The sequence below is a fragment of the Enterobacter sp. Ag1 genome (assembly GCA_000277545.1).
GTDB lineage: Bacteria > Pseudomonadota > Gammaproteobacteria > Enterobacterales > Enterobacteriaceae > Cedecea.
Map to the genome: position 1 here is coordinate 1 of AKXM01000045.1, position 19,018 is coordinate 19,018.

Here is a 19,018-nt window from a genome sequence, read left to right on the forward strand (position 1 = left end):
AGGCGACAACATCAAAATGGTTGTTACCCTGATCCACCCAATCGCGATGGACGACGGTCTGCGTTTCGCAATCCGTGAAGGTGGTCGTACCGTTGGTGCAGGCGTTGTTGCTAAAGTTATCGCTTAATCGCTGATAACATTTGACGCAATGCACAAGAAGAGGGCATCATTTGATGCCCTTTTTGTACGCTTTCGAACCAGAACCTGGCTCATCAGTGATTTTTTACCGATAATCATTGCTGAGACAGGCTCTGAAGATGGCGTTTATGCCGGGTAGTGTCTGAAAAGAGCCATTCGGTTTGGTTTGCCTCGCAGTGGCGGGGCAAAAGTGTTTGTCTGATTTATTGTGACAGGTTGGTTTATGAGTGCGAATACCGAAGCTCAAGGGAGCGGGCGTGGCCTCGAAGCGATGAAGTGGCTGGCAGTAGTCGTTTTGCTGCTCGTGGCAATCGTGGGCAACTACATTTATCGTGATATCACTCTGCCGCTTCGTGCACTGGCTGTGGTCATTCTGATTGCAGCCGCAGGTGGTGTTGCGCTGCTGACGGTAAAAGGCAAAGCAACCGTAGCGTTTGCTCGTGAAGCAAGAACGGAAGTACGTAAGGTTATTTGGCCTACTCGCCAGGAAACTCTGCACACCACTTTAATCGTGGCAGCGGTTACCGCTGTGATGTCACTGATTCTGTGGGGGCTGGATGGTATTCTGGTCCGCCTGGTATCTTTTATTACTGGCCTGAGGTTCTGAGATGTCTGAAGCCCCTAAAAAGCGTTGGTACGTCGTTCAGGCGTTTTCCGGTTTTGAAGGTCGTGTAGCCACGTCGCTGCGCGAACATATCAAACTCCATAATATGGAAGAGCTGTTTGGCGAAGTGATGGTTCCAACCGAAGAGGTTGTTGAAATCCGCGGTGGCCAACGCCGTAAGAGCGAACGTAAATTCTTCCCAGGTTACGTTCTGGTCCAGATGGTGATGAACGACGCGAGCTGGCACCTGGTGCGTAGCGTTCCGCGCGTGATGGGTTTCATCGGCGGGACTTCCGATCGTCCAGCCCCAATCAGCGATAAAGAAGTTGATGCGATCATGAACCGCCTGCAGCAGGTGGGTGACAAGCCGCGTCCGAAAACGCTGTTTGAACCAGGTGAAATGGTTCGTGTTAATGACGGTCCGTTTGCGGACTTCAACGGTGTTGTGGAAGAAGTGGATTACGAGAAGAGCCGCCTGAAGGTTTCCGTTTCCATCTTTGGTCGTGCGACGCCGGTTGAGCTGGATTTTGCTCAGGTGGAAAAAGCCTGATAATTTGATCGTTTAAGCAGCGATTATTCATTGCACAGGGCGCGAAATTGGCATACAATTTCGCGCCTTTTGTTTTTATGTGTCCAGTACACGTAAGACGTTTATTCACGGGGAGCCTTCTTGAGGCGCTATTACCCAATCAGAGGATTTTAGAATGGCTAAGAAAGTACAAGCCTACGTCAAGCTGCAGGTTGCAGCTGGTATGGCGAACCCAAGTCCGCCAGTTGGTCCAGCTCTGGGTCAGCAGGGTGTGAACATCATGGAATTCTGTAAAGCGTTCAACGCAAAAACTGAATCCCTGGAAAAAGGTCTGCCAATTCCGGTTGTTATTACCGTTTACGCTGACCGTTCTTTCACTTTCGTTACCAAAACCCCTCCAGCAGCAGTTCTGCTGAAGAAAGCGGCTGGTATCAAGTCTGGTTCCGGTAAGCCGAACAAAGACAAAGTGGGTAAAGTTTCCCGCGCTCAGCTGCAGGAAATCGCGCAGACCAAAGCTGCCGACATGACTGGTTCCGACATTGAAGCGATGACTCGCTCCATTGAAGGTACTGCACGTTCCATGGGCCTGGTAGTGGAGGACTAAGAAATGGCTAAACTGACCAAGCGCATGTCCGTGATCCGTGACAAAGTTGATGCTACCAAACAGTACGACATCAACGAAGCTATCGCTCTGCTGAAAGAACTGGCTACCGCTAAGTTCGTTGAAAGCGTTGACGTTGCTGTTAACCTGGGCATCGATGCTCGTAAATCTGACCAGAACGTTCGTGGTGCAACTGTACTGCCACACGGTACTGGCCGTTCCGTTCGCGTAGCCGTATTTGCTCAGGGCCCTAACGCTGAAGCAGCTAAAGCTGCTGGCGCAGAGCTGGTAGGTATGGAAGATCTGGCTGACCAGATCAAGAAAGGCGAAATGAACTTCGACGTTGTTATCGCATCTCCAGATGCAATGCGCGTTGTTGGCCAGCTGGGTCAGGTTCTGGGTCCACGCGGCCTGATGCCAAACCCGAAAGTTGGTACCGTAACTCCTAACGTTGCTGAAGCAGTTAAAAATGCTAAAGCAGGTCAGGTTCGTTACCGTAACGACAAAAACGGCATCATCCACACCACCATCGGTAAAGTGGACTTTGACGCTGACAAACTGAAAGAAAACCTGGAATCTCTGCTGGTTGCGCTGAAAAAAGCAAAACCATCTCAGGCAAAAGGCGTGTACATCAAGAAAGTTAGCATCTCCACCACCATGGGTGCTGGTGTTGCCGTTGATCAGTCCGGTCTGACCGCGGCTGTGGCGAACTAATAATCGCCTTTACGCGGGCGAAAGATTAGTCTAATATCTTACGCCCGTTGTTCTGTTAATGCAGGACACAAAGAATTTTCGGTTGGAGCCTGGCCTTATCCAGGCCTCCGTCCAAGACCGCAGGTGTTTCGCAAGAAACTTAATTCCCTGCGTAGACGGTGACAGAACCTGAAGAATATTTTTAGATAGTCTTTAGCTTGTTTCTGCTCACCGTATGTAGACGCGTTTTTCCATTGTGGTTAAGCGCGAAGTGAGTTTCGGGACTTCTGTCCCGGCTAAAACCCAGGAGCAAAAGCTAATGGCTTTAAATCTTCAAGACAAACAAGCGATTGTTGCTGAAGTCAGCGAAGTAGCCAAAGGCGCGCTGTCTATGGTTGTTGCGGATTCCCGTGGCGTTACTGTAGACAAAATGACCGAACTGCGTAAAGCAGGTCGCGAAGCCGGCGTTTACATGCGTGTTGTTCGCAACACCCTGCTGCGCCGTGTTGTTGAGGGTACTCAGTTTGAGTGCCTGAAAGACGCGTTCGTTGGTCCGACCCTGATTGCATATTCTATGGAACACCCGGGCGCTGCTGCTCGTCTGTTCAAAGAGTTCGCTAAAGCGAATGCAAAATTTGAGGTCAAAGCCGCTGCCTTTGAAGGTGAGCTGATCCCGGCGTCCCAAATCGACCGCCTGGCAACTCTGCCGACCTACGAAGAAGCAATTGCACGCCTGATGGCAACCATGAAAGAAGCTTCGGCTGGCAAACTGGTTCGTACTCTGGCTGCTGTACGCGATGCGAAAGAAGCTGCTTAATCGCCGTTTTCTTTATCAAGTATTCGCTTACGTATAAACTTATTCTGATATTCAGGAACAATTTAAATGTCTATCACTAAAGATCAAATCATTGAAGCAGTATCCGCTATGTCCGTAATGGACGTTGTAGAACTGATCTCTGCAATGGAAGAAAAATTCGGTGTTTCTGCTGCTGCTGCTGTAGCTGTTGCTGCTGGCCCAGCTGAAGCTGCTGAAGAAAAAACTGAGTTCGACGTTATTCTGAAATCTGCTGGCGCTAACAAAGTTGCCGTAATCAAAGCAGTTCGTGGCGCAACTGGCCTGGGTCTGAAAGAAGCTAAAGACCTGGCAGAAACCCCGAATGCCGTTCTGAAAGAAGGCATCAGCAAAGACGACGCAGAAGCTCTGAAAAAATCTCTGGAAGAAGCTGGCGCTGAAGTTGAAGTTAAATAAGCCAACCTTTCCGGTTGCAGCCTAAGTTATTAGGCTGATGGCTGGTGACTTTTTAGTCACCAGCCTTTTTGCGCTGTAGGGTACCAGTGGTGTTTCACACTGTTTGTCTGCTGGTTTCCATTCAATGCATGTCTCTATCGACGCCTTAATATACTGCGACTTTCTACGCCGGGAGTTCCGGGGTAAAGCGCAATGAAATGGTTTAAGAGTGATAGAAACAGGTATTGCGGGGAGTGTTCCACTTTCCGGTCCACAAAATAGTGTTGCATAAACTGCCCCTTTCGACGGGCAGATGGGTCGACTTGTCAGCGAGCTGAGGAACCCTAATGGTTTACTCCTATACCGAGAAAAAACGTATTCGTAAGGATTTTGGAAAGCGTCCACAAGTACTGGACATTCCTTATCTCCTTTCTATCCAGCTTGACTCGTTCCAGAAGTTTATCGAGCAAGATCCCGAAGGACAGTACGGCCTGGAAGCTGCTTTCCGCTCCGTATTCCCGATCGCAAGCTACAGCGGCAACTCCGAGCTGCAGTATGTGAGCTATCGCCTGGGCGAACCTGTATTTGACGTTAAAGAATGTCAAATCCGTGGCGTGACGTATTCTGCTCCGCTACGTGTGAAACTGCGTCTGGTGATCTACGAGCGCGAAGCGCCGGAAGGCACCGTTAAAGACATCAAAGAACAAGAAGTGTACATGGGCGAGATTCCGCTCATGACCGACAACGGGACTTTCGTTATCAACGGTACTGAGCGCGTTATCGTTTCTCAGCTTCACCGTAGCCCGGGTGTGTTCTTCGACAGTGACAAAGGTAAGACCCACTCTTCAGGGAAGGTGCTGTATAACGCACGTATCATCCCTTACCGTGGTTCCTGGCTGGACTTCGAATTCGACCCGAAAGATAACCTGTTCGTGCGTATTGACCGTCGCCGCAAACTGCCTGCGACCATCATCCTGCGCGCACTGAACTACACCACTGAGCAGATCCTTGACCTGTTCTTTGAGAAAGTTAATTTCGAAATCCGTGACAACAAGCTGCAGATGGAGCTGGTACCGGAGCGCCTGCGTGGCGAAACCGCATCCTTCGACATCGAAGCTGACGGCAAAGTGTACGTTGAAAAAGGCCGCCGCATTACCGCGCGCCACATTCGCCAACTGGAAAAAGACGATATCAAACATATCGAAGTTCCTGTTGAGTACATCGCCGGTAAAGTTGCGGCTAAAGACTATGTTGATGCTTCTACCGGCGAGCTGATTTGCCCGGCGAACATGGAACTGTCTTTGGATCTGCTGGCCAAACTGAGCCAGTCAGGCCACAAGCGTATTGAAACGCTGTTCACCAACGATCTTGACCATGGTGCCTATATCTCCGAGACCGTACGTGTCGATCCAACCAATGACCGCCTGAGCGCGCTGGTTGAAATCTACCGTATGATGCGTCCTGGTGAGCCACCAACGCGTGAAGCAGCTGAAAGCCTGTTCGAGAACCTGTTCTTCTCTGAAGACCGCTATGACCTGTCCGCGGTAGGTCGTATGAAGTTCAACCGTTCTCTGCTGCGTGATGAAATCGAAGGCTCCGGTATCCTGAGCAAAGATGACATCATCGAAGTTATGCGCAAGCTGATCGGTATTCGTAACGGCCAGGGCGAAGTGGATGATATCGACCACCTCGGCAACCGTCGTATCCGTTCCGTAGGCGAAATGGCGGAAAACCAATTCCGCGTTGGCCTGGTACGTGTTGAGCGTGCGGTGAAAGAGCGTCTGTCTCTGGGCGATCTGGATACCCTGATGCCTCAGGATATGATCAACGCCAAGCCAATCTCTGCGGCAGTGAAAGAGTTCTTCGGTTCCAGCCAGCTGTCTCAGTTCATGGACCAGAACAACCCGCTGTCCGAGATTACGCACAAACGTCGTATCTCCGCGTTGGGCCCAGGCGGTCTGACCCGTGAGCGCGCGGGCTTCGAAGTACGTGACGTACACCCAACCCACTACGGTCGTGTGTGTCCAATCGAGACCCCTGAAGGTCCAAACATCGGTCTGATCAACTCCCTGTCCGTGTACGCACAGACTAACGAATATGGCTTCCTTGAGACTCCGTATCGTCGCGTGGTTGACGGCGTTGTGACCGACGAAATTCATTACCTGTCTGCTATCGAAGAAGGTAACTACGTTATCGCTCAGGCGAACACCAACCTGAACGAAGAAGGCCGTTTCGTAGACGACCTCGTTACCTGCCGTAGCAAAGGCGAATCCAGCTTGTTCAGCAACGACCAGGTTGACTACATGGACGTTTCCACCCAGCAGGTGGTTTCCGTCGGTGCGTCCCTGATCCCGTTCCTGGAACACGATGACGCCAACCGTGCTTTGATGGGTGCGAACATGCAACGTCAGGCGGTTCCAACTCTGCGTGCTGATAAGCCGCTGGTTGGCACCGGTATGGAACGTGCTGTAGCCGTTGACTCCGGTGTTACTGCCGTAGCTAAACGTGGCGGTACCGTTCAGTACGTTGATGCATCCCGTATCGTTATCAAAGTTAACGAAGACGAGATGTACCCGGGCGAAGCGGGTATCGACATCTACAACCTGACCAAGTACACCCGTTCTAACCAGAACACCTGCATCAACCAGATGCCTTGCGTGTCCCTGGGTGAGCCGATCGAACGTGGCGACGTGCTGGCAGACGGTCCGTCTACCGACCTCGGTGAACTGGCGCTTGGCCAGAACATGCGCGTAGCGTTCATGCCCTGGAACGGTTACAACTTCGAAGACTCCATCCTCGTATCCGAGCGTGTTGTTCAGGAAGACCGTTTCACCACCATCCACATTCAGGAACTGGCTTGTGTGTCTCGCGACACCAAACTGGGGCCAGAAGAGATCACTGCTGACATCCCTAACGTGGGTGAAGCTGCGCTCTCCAAACTGGATGAATCCGGTATCGTATACATCGGTGCTGAAGTGACCGGCGGTGATATTCTGGTTGGTAAGGTAACGCCGAAAGGTGAAACCCAGCTGACGCCAGAAGAGAAACTGCTGCGCGCAATCTTCGGTGAGAAAGCGTCTGACGTTAAAGACTCTTCCCTGCGCGTACCAAACGGCGTTTCCGGTACTGTTATCGACGTTCAGGTCTTCACCCGCGATGGCGTGGAAAAAGACAAACGTGCGCTGGAAATCGAAGAGATGCAGCTGAAGCAGGCTAAGAAAGACCTGTCTGAAGAACTGCAGATCCTCGAAGCGGGTCTGTTCAGCCGTATCTATGCCGTGCTGGTTTCCGGTGGTGTTGAAGCTGACAAGCTCGACAAACTGCCACGTGACCGCTGGCTGGAACTGGGCCTGACCGACGAAGAGAAGCAAAACCAGCTGGAGCAGCTGGCAGAGCAGTACGACGAGCTGAAGCATGAGTTTGAGAAGAAACTCGAAGCTAAGCGCCGCAAAATTACTCAGGGCGATGACCTGGCACCTGGCGTGCTGAAAATCGTGAAAGTGTATCTGGCCGTTAAACGTCAGATTCAGCCTGGTGACAAGATGGCAGGTCGTCACGGGAACAAAGGTGTTATCTCCAAGATCAACCCGATCGAAGATATGCCATACGATGAAAACGGCACGCCGGTAGACATCGTACTGAACCCGCTGGGCGTACCATCTCGTATGAACATCGGTCAGATCCTGGAAACCCACTTGGGTATGGCGGCGAAAGGCATCGGCGAGAAGATCAACGCCATGCTGAAACAGCAGCAGGAAGTCGCGAAACTGCGCGAATTCATCCAGAAAGCGTATGACCTGGGTACAGACGTTCGTCAGAAGGTTGATCTGAATACCTTCACCGACGAAGAAGTTCTGCGCCTGGCTGAAAACCTGAAAAAAGGTATGCCGATTGCTACTCCGGTATTCGACGGTGCAAAAGAGTCGGAAATCAAAGAGCTGCTGCAACTCGGCGGTCTGCCATCTTCTGGCCAGATCACCCTGTTCGACGGCCGTACCGGTGAGCAGTTTGAGCGTCAGGTAACCGTAGGTTACATGTACATGCTGAAACTGAACCACCTGGTTGATGACAAGATGCACGCGCGTTCTACCGGTTCTTACAGCCTGGTTACTCAGCAGCCGCTGGGTGGTAAGGCTCAGTTCGGTGGTCAGCGCTTCGGTGAGATGGAAGTGTGGGCGCTGGAAGCATATGGCGCTGCCTATACCCTGCAGGAAATGCTGACCGTTAAGTCTGATGACGTGAACGGCCGTACCAAGATGTATAAGAACATCGTGGATGGCAATCATCAGATGGAACCGGGCATGCCGGAATCCTTCAACGTTCTGTTGAAAGAGATCCGTTCGCTGGGTATCAACATCGAGCTGGAAGACGAGTAATCGTTGCTCAAAAGGTCCAGGGTGCCCGGCTAACGCCGGGCATCACAGAGTGCTAACTCCGACGGGAGCAAATCCGTGAAAGACTTATTAAAGTTTCTGAAAGCGCAAACTAAAACCGAAGAGTTTGATGCGATCAAAATTGCTCTGGCATCGCCAGACATGATCCGTTCATGGTCTTTCGGTGAAGTTAAAAAGCCGGAAACCATCAACTACCGTACGTTCAAACCAGAGCGTGACGGTCTGTTCTGCGCCCGTATTTTTGGGCCAGTGAAAGACTACGAGTGCCTGTGCGGTAAGTACAAGCGCCTGAAGCACCGTGGTGTCATTTGTGAGAAGTGTGGCGTAGAAGTTACCCAGACTAAAGTTCGTCGTGAGCGTATGGGCCACATCGAACTGGCTTCTCCAACTGCCCACATTTGGTTCCTGAAGTCTCTGCCATCTCGTATCGGCCTGCTGCTGGATATGCCGCTGCGTGATATCGAGCGCGTGCTGTACTTTGAATCTTATGTTGTTATCGAAGGCGGGATGACCAACCTCGAGCGCCGTCAGATCCTGACTGAAGAGCAGTATCTGGATGCGCTGGAAGAGTTCGGTGACGAATTCGATGCGAAGATGGGTGCGGAAGCTATTCAGGCCCTGCTGAAGAGCATGGATCTGGAGCAAGAGTGTGAAACTCTGCGTGAAGAGCTGAACGAAACCAACTCCGAAACCAAACGTAAAAAGCTGACCAAGCGTATCAAGCTGCTGGAAGCGTTCGTTCAGTCTGGTAACAAACCAGAGTGGATGATCCTGACCGTTCTGCCGGTTCTGCCGCCAGATCTGCGTCCGCTGGTACCGCTGGATGGTGGTCGTTTCGCAACCTCAGATCTGAACGATCTGTACCGTCGCGTGATCAACCGTAACAACCGTCTGAAACGTCTGCTTGATCTGGCGGCTCCTGACATCATCGTACGTAACGAAAAACGTATGCTGCAGGAAGCGGTAGATGCCCTGCTGGATAACGGCCGTCGCGGTCGTGCCATCACCGGCTCTAACAAACGTCCTCTGAAATCTTTGGCCGACATGATCAAAGGTAAGCAGGGTCGTTTCCGTCAGAACCTGCTGGGTAAACGTGTTGACTACTCCGGTCGTTCTGTAATCACCGTAGGTCCATACCTGCGTCTGCATCAGTGCGGTCTGCCGAAGAAAATGGCACTGGAGCTGTTCAAACCGTTCATCTATGGCAAGCTGGAACTGCGTGGCCTCGCGACCACCATCAAAGCTGCTAAGAAAATGGTTGAGCGTGAAGAAGCTGTCGTTTGGGATATCCTGGATGAAGTTATCCGTGAACACCCGGTACTGCTGAACCGTGCACCAACCCTGCACCGTTTGGGTATCCAGGCATTTGAACCTGTTCTGATCGAAGGTAAAGCTATCCAGCTGCACCCGCTGGTTTGTGCGGCCTATAACGCCGACTTCGATGGTGACCAGATGGCAGTACACGTTCCACTGACGCTTGAAGCTCAGCTGGAAGCGCGTGCGCTGATGATGTCTACCAACAACATCCTGTCCCCAGCGAACGGCGAGCCAATCATCGTTCCTTCTCAGGACGTTGTATTGGGTCTGTACTACATGACCCGCGACTGTGTTAACGCCAAAGGCGAAGGCATGGTGCTGACTGGCCCTAAAGAAGCTGAGCGTATTTATCGCGCTGGCCTGGCCTCTCTGCATGCGCGCGTTAAAGTGCGTATCACTGAATACGAAAAAGATGCTCAGGGTACATTCGTTGCGAAAACCAGCCTGATTGATACGACCATTGGTCGTTCCATTCTGTGGATGATCGTACCGAAAGGCCTGCCTTTCTCCATCGTCAACCAGGCGCTGGGCAAAAAGGCAATCTCTAAGATGCTGAACACCTGTTACCGTATTCTGGGCCTGAAACCGACCGTTATTTTTGCGGACCAGACGATGTACACCGGCTTTGCTTACGCAGCGCGTTCAGGTGCATCCGTTGGTATTGATGACATGGTCATCCCGGAGAAAAAATACGAGATCATCAGCGAAGCGGAAGCTGAAGTTGCTGAGATCCAGGAGCAGTTCCAGTCCGGTCTGGTTACCGCTGGCGAACGCTATAACAAAGTTATCGATATCTGGGCTGCGGCGAACGATCGTGTATCCAAAGCGATGATGGATAACCTGCAAACCGAAACCGTGATTAACCGTGACGGCGTCGAAGAGCAGCAGGTTTCCTTCAACAGCATCTACATGATGGCCGACTCCGGGGCTCGTGGTTCTGCAGCACAGATTCGTCAGCTGGCCGGTATGCGTGGCCTGATGGCTAAGCCAGATGGCTCCATCATCGAAACGCCAATCACCGCGAACTTCCGTGAAGGTCTGAACGTACTCCAGTACTTCATCTCCACTCACGGTGCTCGTAAAGGTCTGGCGGATACCGCACTGAAAACGGCGAACTCCGGTTACCTGACTCGTCGTCTGGTAGACGTTGCCCAGGATCTGGTCGTTACTGAAGACGACTGTGGCACCCTGGAAGGCATCACCATGACGCCAGTTATCGAAGGTGGCGACGTTAAAGAGCCGCTGCGCGATCGCGTACTGGGTCGTGTGACTGCTGAAGATATTCTGAAGCCTGGCACTGCGGACATTCTGGTTCCACGCAACACGCTGCTGCACGAACAGTGGTGTGATCTGCTGGAAGCTAACTCTGTTGACAGCGTGAAAGTCCGTTCCGTAGTAGGTTGCGAAACTGACTTTGGCGTGTGTGCTCACTGCTACGGTCGCGACCTGGCACGTGGTCACATCATCAACAAAGGTGAAGCTATCGGGGTTATCGCGGCACAGTCCATCGGTGAACCTGGTACACAGCTGACGATGCGTACGTTCCACATCGGTGGTGCGGCATCCCGTTCTGCTGCTGAATCCAGCATTCAGGTTAAGAACAAAGGTAGCATCAAACTCAGCAACGCTAAGTCGGTTGTGAACTCCAGCGGTAAACTGGTTATCACTTCTCGTAACACCGAGCTGAAACTGATCGACGAATTCGGTCGTACCAAAGAGAGCTATAAAGTGCCTTACGGTGCTGTGATGGCGAAAGGTGATGGCGAGCAGGTTGCCGGCGGTGAAACCGTAGCAAACTGGGATCCACACACCATGCCGGTTATCTCGGAAGTGAGTGGTTTCATTCGCTTCACCGACATGATCGACGGCCAGACCATTACTCGTCAGACCGATGAGCTTACCGGTCTGTCCTCTCTGGTCGTTCTGGATTCTGCTGAGCGTACTGCGGGTGGTAAAGATCTGCGTCCTGCTCTGAAAATCGTTGATGCTAAAGGCAACGACGTTCTGATCCCTGGCACCGATATGCCGGCTCAGTACTTCCTGCCGGGTAAAGCGATTGTTCAGCTGGAAGATGGTATTCAGATCAGCTCCGGTGACGCCCTGGCGCGTATTCCACAGGAATCCAGCGGTACCAAGGATATTACCGGTGGTCTGCCACGCGTTGCTGACCTGTTCGAAGCCCGTCGTCCGAAAGAGCCGGCAATCCTGGCTGAAATCAGCGGCATCATTTCCTTCGGTAAAGAAACCAAAGGGAAACGTCGTCTGGTTATTACCCCGGTAGACGGTAGCGAGCCATACGAAGAGATGATTCCGAAATGGCGTCAGCTTAACGTGTTCGAAGGCGAGCGTGTTGAACGTGGTGATGTTGTTTCCGATGGTCCAGAGTCTCCGCACGACATCCTGCGTCTGCGTGGCGTGTACGCTGTAACTCGTTACATCACTAACGAAGTACAGGACGTTTACCGTCTGCAAGGCGTTAAGATTAACGATAAACACATCGAAGTTATCGTTCGTCAGATGCTGCGTAAAGCCACCATCGTTAACGCAGGCAGCTCCGACTTCCTGGAAGGCGAGCAGGCTGAATACTCCCGCATTAAGATCGCTAACCGCGAACTGGATGCGAACGGCAAGATCAACGTGACCTTTGCACGCGATCTGCTGGGTATCACCAAAGCCTCTCTGGCAACCGAGTCCTTCATCTCCGCGGCATCGTTCCAGGAGACCACTCGAGTGCTGACCGAAGCAGCCGTTGCGGGCAAACGCGACGAACTGCGCGGCCTGAAAGAGAACGTCATCGTGGGTCGTCTGATCCCGGCCGGTACCGGTTATGCGTACCACCAGGATCGTATGCGTCGCCGTGCAGCGGGTGAAATCCCTGCGGCACCTCAGGTGACTGCTGAAGATGCTTCTGCCAGCCTGGCAGAACTGCTGAACGCAGGCCTGGGCGGTAACGACGAGTAATCGTGCGATATGCCTGAAATAAAAAACCCGCTTCGGCGGGTTTTTTTATGCCTGAAACTGACTAAATGCTCAGTTGTTGACGATGTGCCCAGGAATAGACAAAAACAAATGCCCGCGATGCGGGCATTTTAGGGTCGGGCAAAGAGGGCTTATTTCACCAGCGGCAGGCGGCGGTAAAGCTCAATCATATCGGTAGCCAGATCCTGAATGACCATGGCGTTCATCAGGTGGTCCTGAGAGTGAACGGTAATCAGGTTTACCGGCAGTTTGCCGGAGCCTTCATCCAGACCAATCAGCTGGGTCTGGATTTTATGGGCGTGTTTCACGAATTCGTGTGACTCTTCCATTGCCTTCTCGGCACCCTCAAAGTCACCTTTACGTGCCAGCTGCAGAGCAGTCAGGGCCTGGCTACGTGCGCTGCCGGCGTTGACCAGCAGTTCCATAATAATTGATTCTAAATCTTCCACATCTTACTCCATCATTTTCAGGGCTTTATCAAGCACCACGTCGCCTTTCATCAAACCGTAATCCATCATGTCGATAACGGCGACTTTTTTACCCAGAGGATCGGCAAGGGCCTGAAGTTTGGCCTGCTCATATTTCACCTGCGGACCAAGCAGAACGATGTCGGCGCGTTCGATGTTCTCTTTAAACTCTGCCACGGGCACAGCCTTGATTGAGACCTCGATGCCTTTCTTTTGTGCGGCATCAACCATACGTTGAACCAGAATGCTGGTCGACATACCTGCAGCACAACACAACACGATATTTTTCATAGTTCGCTCTCAATGTCCGAAGGATACAGAGATATTTATCCGGCAGAGGGGGCGGCAACAACCGCTTTAACCCGATTGTGTGTCAGGTATCACAAAAGAAACCGTAGAAAACTGAAACCGGTTACATTTTTGCTTTTTCTCGAAGAATCAAGACGGCAGTTGTGAAGGCGGAGCGGCATGAGAAAGCGTTTGCTGCCGCTCCGGTCAGTCATCTGCGCTGACCGGAGCGGCAGTATTTGAACGGCAAAGAAGCGGCAACGACCGATCGATGTTCTTTCGGCAAACACCGAAACTTATCCTTTCCATTGCCGTGTGTTACATCAGGATTGCGCGTTTCTTCCCAGAAAATGATCCCAGTCCTTCCAGACCGGCTGCAAACCTGAGTGACGGAGCGCGGCGGCAACTTCCTGCGGCGTTCGGCCATCGTGTGGGGCAAACTGCTCAAGTTCCGGGTGATTATCGGCATAGCCGCCGGGCTGTGTTTTCGAAAACGCGCTGACGTTGTTAATCGCCAATGGGATCACGTGGTCGCGGAACCACGGTGATTCTCGGGTAGAAAGCGACAATTCCACGTCCGGCGCAAGCAGGCGGAACGCACAGATCGTCTGCACCAACTGTTGCTCAGTCATGATTGAGGCGGGTTCTACGCCGCCGGTGCACGGGCGCAGGCGCGGGAAGGAGACAGAATATCGGCTTTGCCAGTAGCGCTGCTGTAGCCAGAGCAGATGTTCAGCCACCATAAAACAGTCGGTGCGCCAGCTGCCCGACAGCCCAATCAGCGCGCCAAGGCCGATTTTATCGATACCCGCGCGGCCCAGCCTGTCGGGCGTTTCCAGCCGCCAGAAGAAATCCTGCTTGTTACCTTTCAGGTGGTGCTGGGCGTAGGTCGCCGGGTGATAGGTTTCCTGGTACACCATCACGCCATCAAGCCCGAGGGTTTTGAGTTCGGCATACTCATGCTCGTCCAGCGGCTGGACTTCCATGTGCAGTGAACTAAAGCGGCTGCAGATAGCCGGCAGATGCTGGCGGAAATAATCCATGCCGACTTTGGTCTGGTGCTCGCCGGTCACCAGCAAAAGGTGTTCGAACCCCAGGGCACGGATAGCCGCGCATTCCCGCTCAATCTCCGCTTCATCCAGCGTTTTGCGCTTAAGCTTGTTGCTCATGGAAAAGCCGCAGTAAGTACAGTCGTTGGCGCACAGGTTAGAGAGATAGAGCGGCACGTAAAAACTGACCGTGTTGCCGAAGCGCTGACGCGTAAGCTGCTGCGCCCGCTGAGCAAGAGGCTCCAGGTAACGGCTGGCGGCAGGGGAGAGCAAAGCCATCAAGTCTTCTCGCGTCAGGCGGGAGGCGTTAATCGCGCGTTCGACATCTGCCGCCGTTTTACCGTTAATTTTTAGGGAGATATCGTCCCAGTCCAGCTGACGCCAGCGGTCGGTAAAGGTTTCTGCCATCAGGCATTCTCCTCGCTAAACTGCAGGAAACTGGTCAGCGGGCTGGAGGCCTGAGCCTGCTGGTGGCGAGATCCTAACCCGGCCTGTGCCGCAAGGCTTCCGGCTTCCACGGCCAGGCGAAACGCCTGCGCCATTTGTACCGGGTCACGGGCGACCGCTATGGCGGTATTGACCAGCACGGCAGAAGCCCCCATTTCCAACGCTTCGGCTGCATGGCTTGGTGCACCGATCCCCGCATCGACAACAACAGGCACGCGGGATTGCTCAATGATGATTTCCAGCAGCGCGCGGGTTTGCAGACCCTGATTTGAGCCGATGGGCGCGCCGAGCGGCATCACGGCCGCACAGCCGGCTTCCTCCAGACGTTTGCAGAGCACGGGATCGGCGCCGCAGTAAGGCAGCACCACAAATCCCTGTTTGACCAGAGCGTCGGCGGCCTTCAGCGTTTCAATCGGGTCCGGGAGTAAATAGCGGGCATCAGGATGAATTTCCAGCTTAACCCAGCTCGTTCCCAGCGCTTCGCGGGCAAGCTGGGCTGCAAAAATAGCTTCTTCTGCCGTTTTCGCCCCGGAAGTATTGGGCAGCAAATGCACGCCCGCCTGCTGCAGTGGCTGAAGAATATCATCACGATGGCCACGTAAATCCACGCGTTTCATCGCCATGGTGACAAGCTGTGAGCCAGAAGCGCGAATCGCGTCGATCATCATCTGGCTGGAGGAGAATTTTCCGGTGCCGGTGAACAGGCGGGAGGAAAAGGTTTTATCGGCAATCTGTAACATGTCAGCCCCCGGCAATTGCCTGAAACAGCAGAATGGTATCGCCCTCGCGCAGCAGATAATTGCTCCACTGTTCACGTGGGAGGATAGTTTGATTAACGGCCAGTGCCGCGCCAACTTTGCCCTGATCAAGCTGGGCCAGAAGGGCTGCGAGCGTCAGGCCGGCCGTACATTCCAGATATTCATCGTTAAACTGAATGCGCATCGCGACCTCCGCAGACCGGGCAGGTGGCTGATTTTTGCATCGCCAGAGTGCGCCAGCTATGTTGCCGGGCGTCAAACAGGCGCAAAGCGCCAGCAGCAGGCGTCATGCCGGTAAGTAATTTAATGGCCTCCAGCGCCTGAAGAGTGCCCATCACGCCCACGACCGGGCCGATGACGCCGGAAGTGCGGCAGTTGCGTTCGGGTTCACTCTCGTCAGGCCAGACGCAGCGGTAACAGCCATGTTCCCAGGGCGGTGTTAGCACCATCATCTGGCCGCCAAAACCGACGGCGCTGGCGGTGATAAGTGGCGTATTCCCGGCCACGCAGGCGGCGTTTACCGCCTGGCGGGTTGCCATATTGTCGCTGCAGTCCAGCACCACGTCGGCCTCGCGCACGGCTTCTGTCAGAGAAGCTCCCGTTAGCCTTTCTGCCAGCGGAACAATTTTTACGCCTGGGTTCAGGCGCTGCAGATGCTGGTGGGCTGCGGAAGATTTCGGGCGCTCAATATCTTCTGAGGTGAACAGGATCTGGCGCTGGAGATTGCTGATATGCACCCTGTCATCGTCCGCGACGATAAGCTTGCCTACGCCAGCGGCGGCGAGATACAGCGCGGCAGGTGAACCTAAGCCGCCCAGACCGACGACCAGCGCCGTGCTGGACAGCAGTTTTTCCTGCCCTTCAATCGTCACGTCTTCCAGCAGTAGCTGGCGGCTATAGCGCATAAAATCCGCGTCATTCATCGCCAGTTCCCGCCAGGTCGAGTAGCTTCGCCGTGGCGATGCGCCAGTCGGGAGCCTGTGTAATGGCGCTGACGACGGCGACGCTGCCCACGCCGGTGGCTAAGACGGCAGGTACGCGATCGATGCTTATTCCGCCGATGGCGACGGTGGAGTAATCACCCAGCGTCTGAATATGTTCTGCCAGCTTATTCAGCCCTTGAGGGGAAGAGGGCATCTGCTTGGTTTGGGTGGGGAAGACATGGCCCAGCGCGATGTAGGACGGGTTTGCGCTTAAGGCGCGATCCATTTCCATGTTGTCGTGGGTTGAAAGCCCCAGACGCAGTCCGGCTTCGCTTATCGCCGCCAGGTTGGCGACATCCATATCTTCCTGGCCGAGGTGTACGCCGTAGGCACCGTGTTGGATGGCCAGTCGCCAGTAATCGTTAATGAACAGGCGAGCGTTGTAGCGTTCGCCCAGCGCAATGGCTGCGATGACGTCGGCTTCAACGTCTGCATCGCGTTTGTCTTTAATGCGGAGCTGGATAGTCTTGACGCCAGCCCCGAGGAGACGTTCGATCCATTCCACGCTGTCGACGACCGGATAAAGGCCCAGTCGGCGTGAGGTGGCAGGGAAAGTGAGTCTGGACATTATGCTTCCTCTTGTCTGAGATAAATTTCGCCGCCCCGGGCGCGAAAGTGCTGGGACATATCTTCCATGCCAGCATCTCTCGCCTGTTTTGCGGCGTAATCGCGCACTTCCTGGGTGATTTTCATGGAGCAAAACTTAGGGCCGCACATGGAACAGAAATGCGCGACTTTGCCGGATTCCTGCGGCAACGTTTCATCGTGGTAAGCGCGGGCGGTGAAGGGGTCGAGCGCCAGGTTGAATTGGTCTTCCCAGCGGAATTCAAAGCGTGCTTTGGACATCGCGTTGTCGCGTATTTGTGCGCCGGGATGCCCTTTGGCCAGGTCCGCGGCGTGAGCGGCAATTTTGTAGGTAATTAGTCCCTGCTTAACATCCTCTTTGTTCGGCAGGCCGAGGTGCTCCTTCGGGGTGACGTAGCAAAGCATCGCGCAGCCAAACCAGCCGATCATGGCGGCGCCAATGCCGGAGGTGAAGTGGTCATAGCCTGGTGCGATGTCGGTTGTGAGCGGGCCAAGGGTATAGAAAGGCGCTTCGTGACAATGCTCCAGTTCTTCGGTCATGTTGCGGCGAATCATCTGCATCGGCACATGCCCCGGGCCTTCAATCATCACCTGAACATCGTACTCCCAGGCAATTTTGGTCAGCTCGCCCAGCGTATGCAGTTCGGCAAACTGCGCTTCGTCGTTGGCATCCTGAATGGAACCCGGGCGTAAGCCATCGCCCAGAGAAAGGGAAACGTCATAGGCGGCGCAAATTTCGCAGATTTCACGGAAGTGCTGATACAGGAAGTTTTCCTGATGATGGGACAGGCACCACTTCGCCATAATCGATCCACCGCGCGACACGATCCCGGTCAGGCGCTGCGCGGTCATCGGGACGTAGCGAAGCAGCACGCCCGCATGAATGGTGAAGTAATCCACGCCTTGCTCTGCCTGCTCCAGCAGCGTGTCGCGGAACATCTCCCAGCTCAGGTCTTCGGCGATACCGTTCGCCTTCTCCAGCGCCTGGTAGATGGGCACCGTGCCGATGGGCACCGGGCTGTTGCGCAGGATCCATTCCCGCGTTTCATGAATGTAGCGGCCGGTGGAGAGGTCCATCACCGTGTCTGCCCCCCAGCGAGTGGCCCACACCAGCTTCTCCACCTCCTCTTCAATAGAAGACGTGACTGCCGAGTTGCCGATATTGGCATTGACCTTCACCAGGAAATTGCGGCCGATAATCATCGGCTCTGATTCCGGGTGGTTGATATTGGCGGGAATAATCGCTCGCCCGGCGGCGACTTCATCGCGGACAAACTCCGGCGTGATGTTTTCCGGCAGGCGGGCCCCAAACCCTTCGCCGGGATGCTGGTGGCGCAGGACGGCATCACGAATACGCTCGCGCCCCATATTTTCGCGAATGGCGATGAATTCCATCTCCGGGGTGACAAGGCCTTTGCGGGCGTAATGCAACTGGGTGACGCATTGCCCGGCTATTGCCCGGCGAGGTTTGGACTGAGTTTCAAAGCGCAACTCGTCCAGGCCGCCGTCGGCAAGACGCGCTTTTGTGTAAGCGGAGCTGCGGTCACCCAGCGTTTCGCTGTCGCCGCGGTCGTCGATCCAGGCACTGCGTAGGGGATTTAGCCCGTTTAACACGTTTATGGCGATGTCGGGATCGCCATAGGGGCCGGAGGTATCGTAGACGGGAACCGCCTCGTTCGGCTGATATTGCGGGGCATCTTTGCTCCCGCCGGTGAGCGTTGGGCTGAGTTGGATTTCGCGCATCGGGATGCGGATATCTTCACGTGATCCGATCAGATAGATGCGTCGGGAGTTGGGGAAGGCGGTGCCTTCAAGCGTGTTGATGAAGTGTTGGGCGGCGGCGCGCTGTTCGCGGCGGCCAGGTTTTTTTTCAGATGCAGACATAGCTCATTCCAGGTTTAGTCAGGATATGGCTTGTCAGGACAACGGAAGGAGTAATGGATATGGGCCGCCTGAGA

Annotated in this window: 17 protein-coding genes; 9 read left to right on the forward strand and 8 right to left on the reverse strand. The window is 54.0% G+C overall.

Features of this window, described 5'->3' with window-relative positions:
* The 9 genes from A936_RS22970 to rpoC all read left to right on the forward strand — a co-directional run.
* The coding region (locus A936_RS22970) for an EF-Tu C-terminal domain-related protein (protein WP_008460145.1) at positions 1-127 on the forward strand (127 nt) is incomplete at its 5' end.
* Positions 128-361: 234 nt separating this feature from the next.
* On the forward strand, positions 362-745 hold the full coding sequence (gene secE, locus A936_RS17515) for a preprotein translocase subunit SecE (RefSeq protein ID WP_008460146.1): 384 nt from the start codon (positions 362-364) through the stop codon (positions 743-745).
* 1 nt (position 746) lies between these two features.
* Positions 747-1,292, forward strand: a complete 546-nt coding sequence (gene nusG, locus A936_RS17520) for a transcription termination/antitermination protein NusG (protein WP_003862341.1) — start codon at positions 747-749, stop codon at positions 1,290-1,292.
* A 154-nt stretch (positions 1,293-1,446) separates the two neighbouring features.
* Positions 1,447-1,875, forward strand: coding sequence for a 50S ribosomal protein L11 (gene rplK, locus A936_RS17525; RefSeq protein WP_008460147.1), 429 nt, complete (start codon positions 1,447-1,449; stop codon positions 1,873-1,875).
* Between the two features lie 3 nt (positions 1,876-1,878).
* Complete coding sequence (gene rplA / locus A936_RS17530) at positions 1,879-2,586, forward strand: 50S ribosomal protein L1 (protein ID WP_008460148.1); 708 nt, start codon at positions 1,879-1,881, stop codon at positions 2,584-2,586.
* A gap of 298 nt (positions 2,587-2,884) precedes the next feature.
* Positions 2,885-3,382 (forward strand): 50S ribosomal protein L10, encoded by a 498-nt coding sequence (gene rplJ / locus A936_RS17535; protein WP_008460149.1) that lies wholly within the window; start codon positions 2,885-2,887, stop codon positions 3,380-3,382.
* A 66-nt stretch (positions 3,383-3,448) separates the two neighbouring features.
* Positions 3,449-3,814 carry a 50S ribosomal protein L7/L12 gene (rplL, locus tag A936_RS17540; protein ID WP_008460150.1) on the forward strand — a complete coding sequence of 122 codons (366 nt, stop codon included), beginning with the start codon at positions 3,449-3,451 and terminating at the stop codon, positions 3,812-3,814.
* A 326-nt stretch (positions 3,815-4,140) separates the two neighbouring features.
* On the forward strand, positions 4,141-8,169 hold the full coding sequence (gene rpoB, locus A936_RS17545; protein WP_008460151.1) for a DNA-directed RNA polymerase subunit beta: 4,029 nt from the start codon (positions 4,141-4,143) through the stop codon (positions 8,167-8,169).
* Positions 8,170-8,244: 75 nt separating this feature from the next.
* Positions 8,245-12,465, forward strand: coding sequence for a DNA-directed RNA polymerase subunit beta' (gene rpoC / locus A936_RS17550; RefSeq protein WP_008460152.1), 4,221 nt, complete (start codon positions 8,245-8,247; stop codon positions 12,463-12,465).
* Positions 12,466-12,614: 149 nt separating this feature from the next.
* Here the strand turns inward: rpoC and A936_RS17555 are convergent, their stop codons facing one another.
* The 8 genes from A936_RS17555 to thiC form a co-directional block, all read right to left on the reverse strand.
* Positions 12,615-12,932 carry a PTS lactose/cellobiose transporter subunit IIA gene (locus A936_RS17555; RefSeq protein ID WP_008460153.1) on the reverse strand — a complete coding sequence of 106 codons (318 nt, stop codon included), beginning with the start codon at positions 12,930-12,932 and terminating at the stop codon, positions 12,615-12,617.
* Positions 12,933-12,935: 3 nt separating this feature from the next.
* A complete protein-coding gene (locus A936_RS17560) occupies positions 12,936-13,241 on the reverse strand; it encodes a PTS sugar transporter subunit IIB (protein ID WP_008460154.1) in 306 nt (101 codons plus the stop codon).
* Between the two features lie 320 nt (positions 13,242-13,561).
* Positions 13,562-14,695, reverse strand: a complete 1,134-nt coding sequence (thiH, locus tag A936_RS17565; protein WP_008460155.1) for a 2-iminoacetate synthase ThiH — start codon at positions 14,693-14,695, stop codon at positions 13,562-13,564.
* Entirely contained in the window at positions 14,695-15,474 is a 780-nt protein-coding gene (gene thiG / locus A936_RS17570; protein ID WP_008460156.1) for a thiazole synthase, read from the reverse strand. Before thiG ends, thiH begins: the two co-directional genes overlap by 1 nt.
* 1 nt (position 15,475) lies before the next feature.
* Positions 15,476-15,676, reverse strand: coding sequence for a sulfur carrier protein ThiS (gene thiS, locus A936_RS17575; protein WP_008460157.1), 201 nt, complete (start codon positions 15,674-15,676; stop codon positions 15,476-15,478).
* Complete coding sequence (locus A936_RS17580) at positions 15,660-16,415, reverse strand: HesA/MoeB/ThiF family protein (RefSeq protein ID WP_008460158.1); 756 nt, start codon at positions 16,413-16,415, stop codon at positions 15,660-15,662. Before A936_RS17580 ends, thiS begins: the two co-directional genes overlap by 17 nt.
* Positions 16,408-17,043 carry a thiamine phosphate synthase gene (gene thiE / locus A936_RS17585; RefSeq protein ID WP_008460159.1) on the reverse strand — a complete coding sequence of 212 codons (636 nt, stop codon included), beginning with the start codon at positions 17,041-17,043 and terminating at the stop codon, positions 16,408-16,410. The genes A936_RS17580 and thiE overlap by 8 nt, the downstream gene beginning before the upstream one ends.
* Entirely contained in the window at positions 17,043-18,944 is a 1,902-nt protein-coding gene (gene thiC, locus A936_RS17590; RefSeq protein WP_008460160.1) for a phosphomethylpyrimidine synthase ThiC, read from the reverse strand. The genes thiE and thiC overlap by 1 nt, the downstream gene beginning before the upstream one ends.
* Between the last annotated feature and the right edge of the window lie 74 nt (positions 18,945-19,018).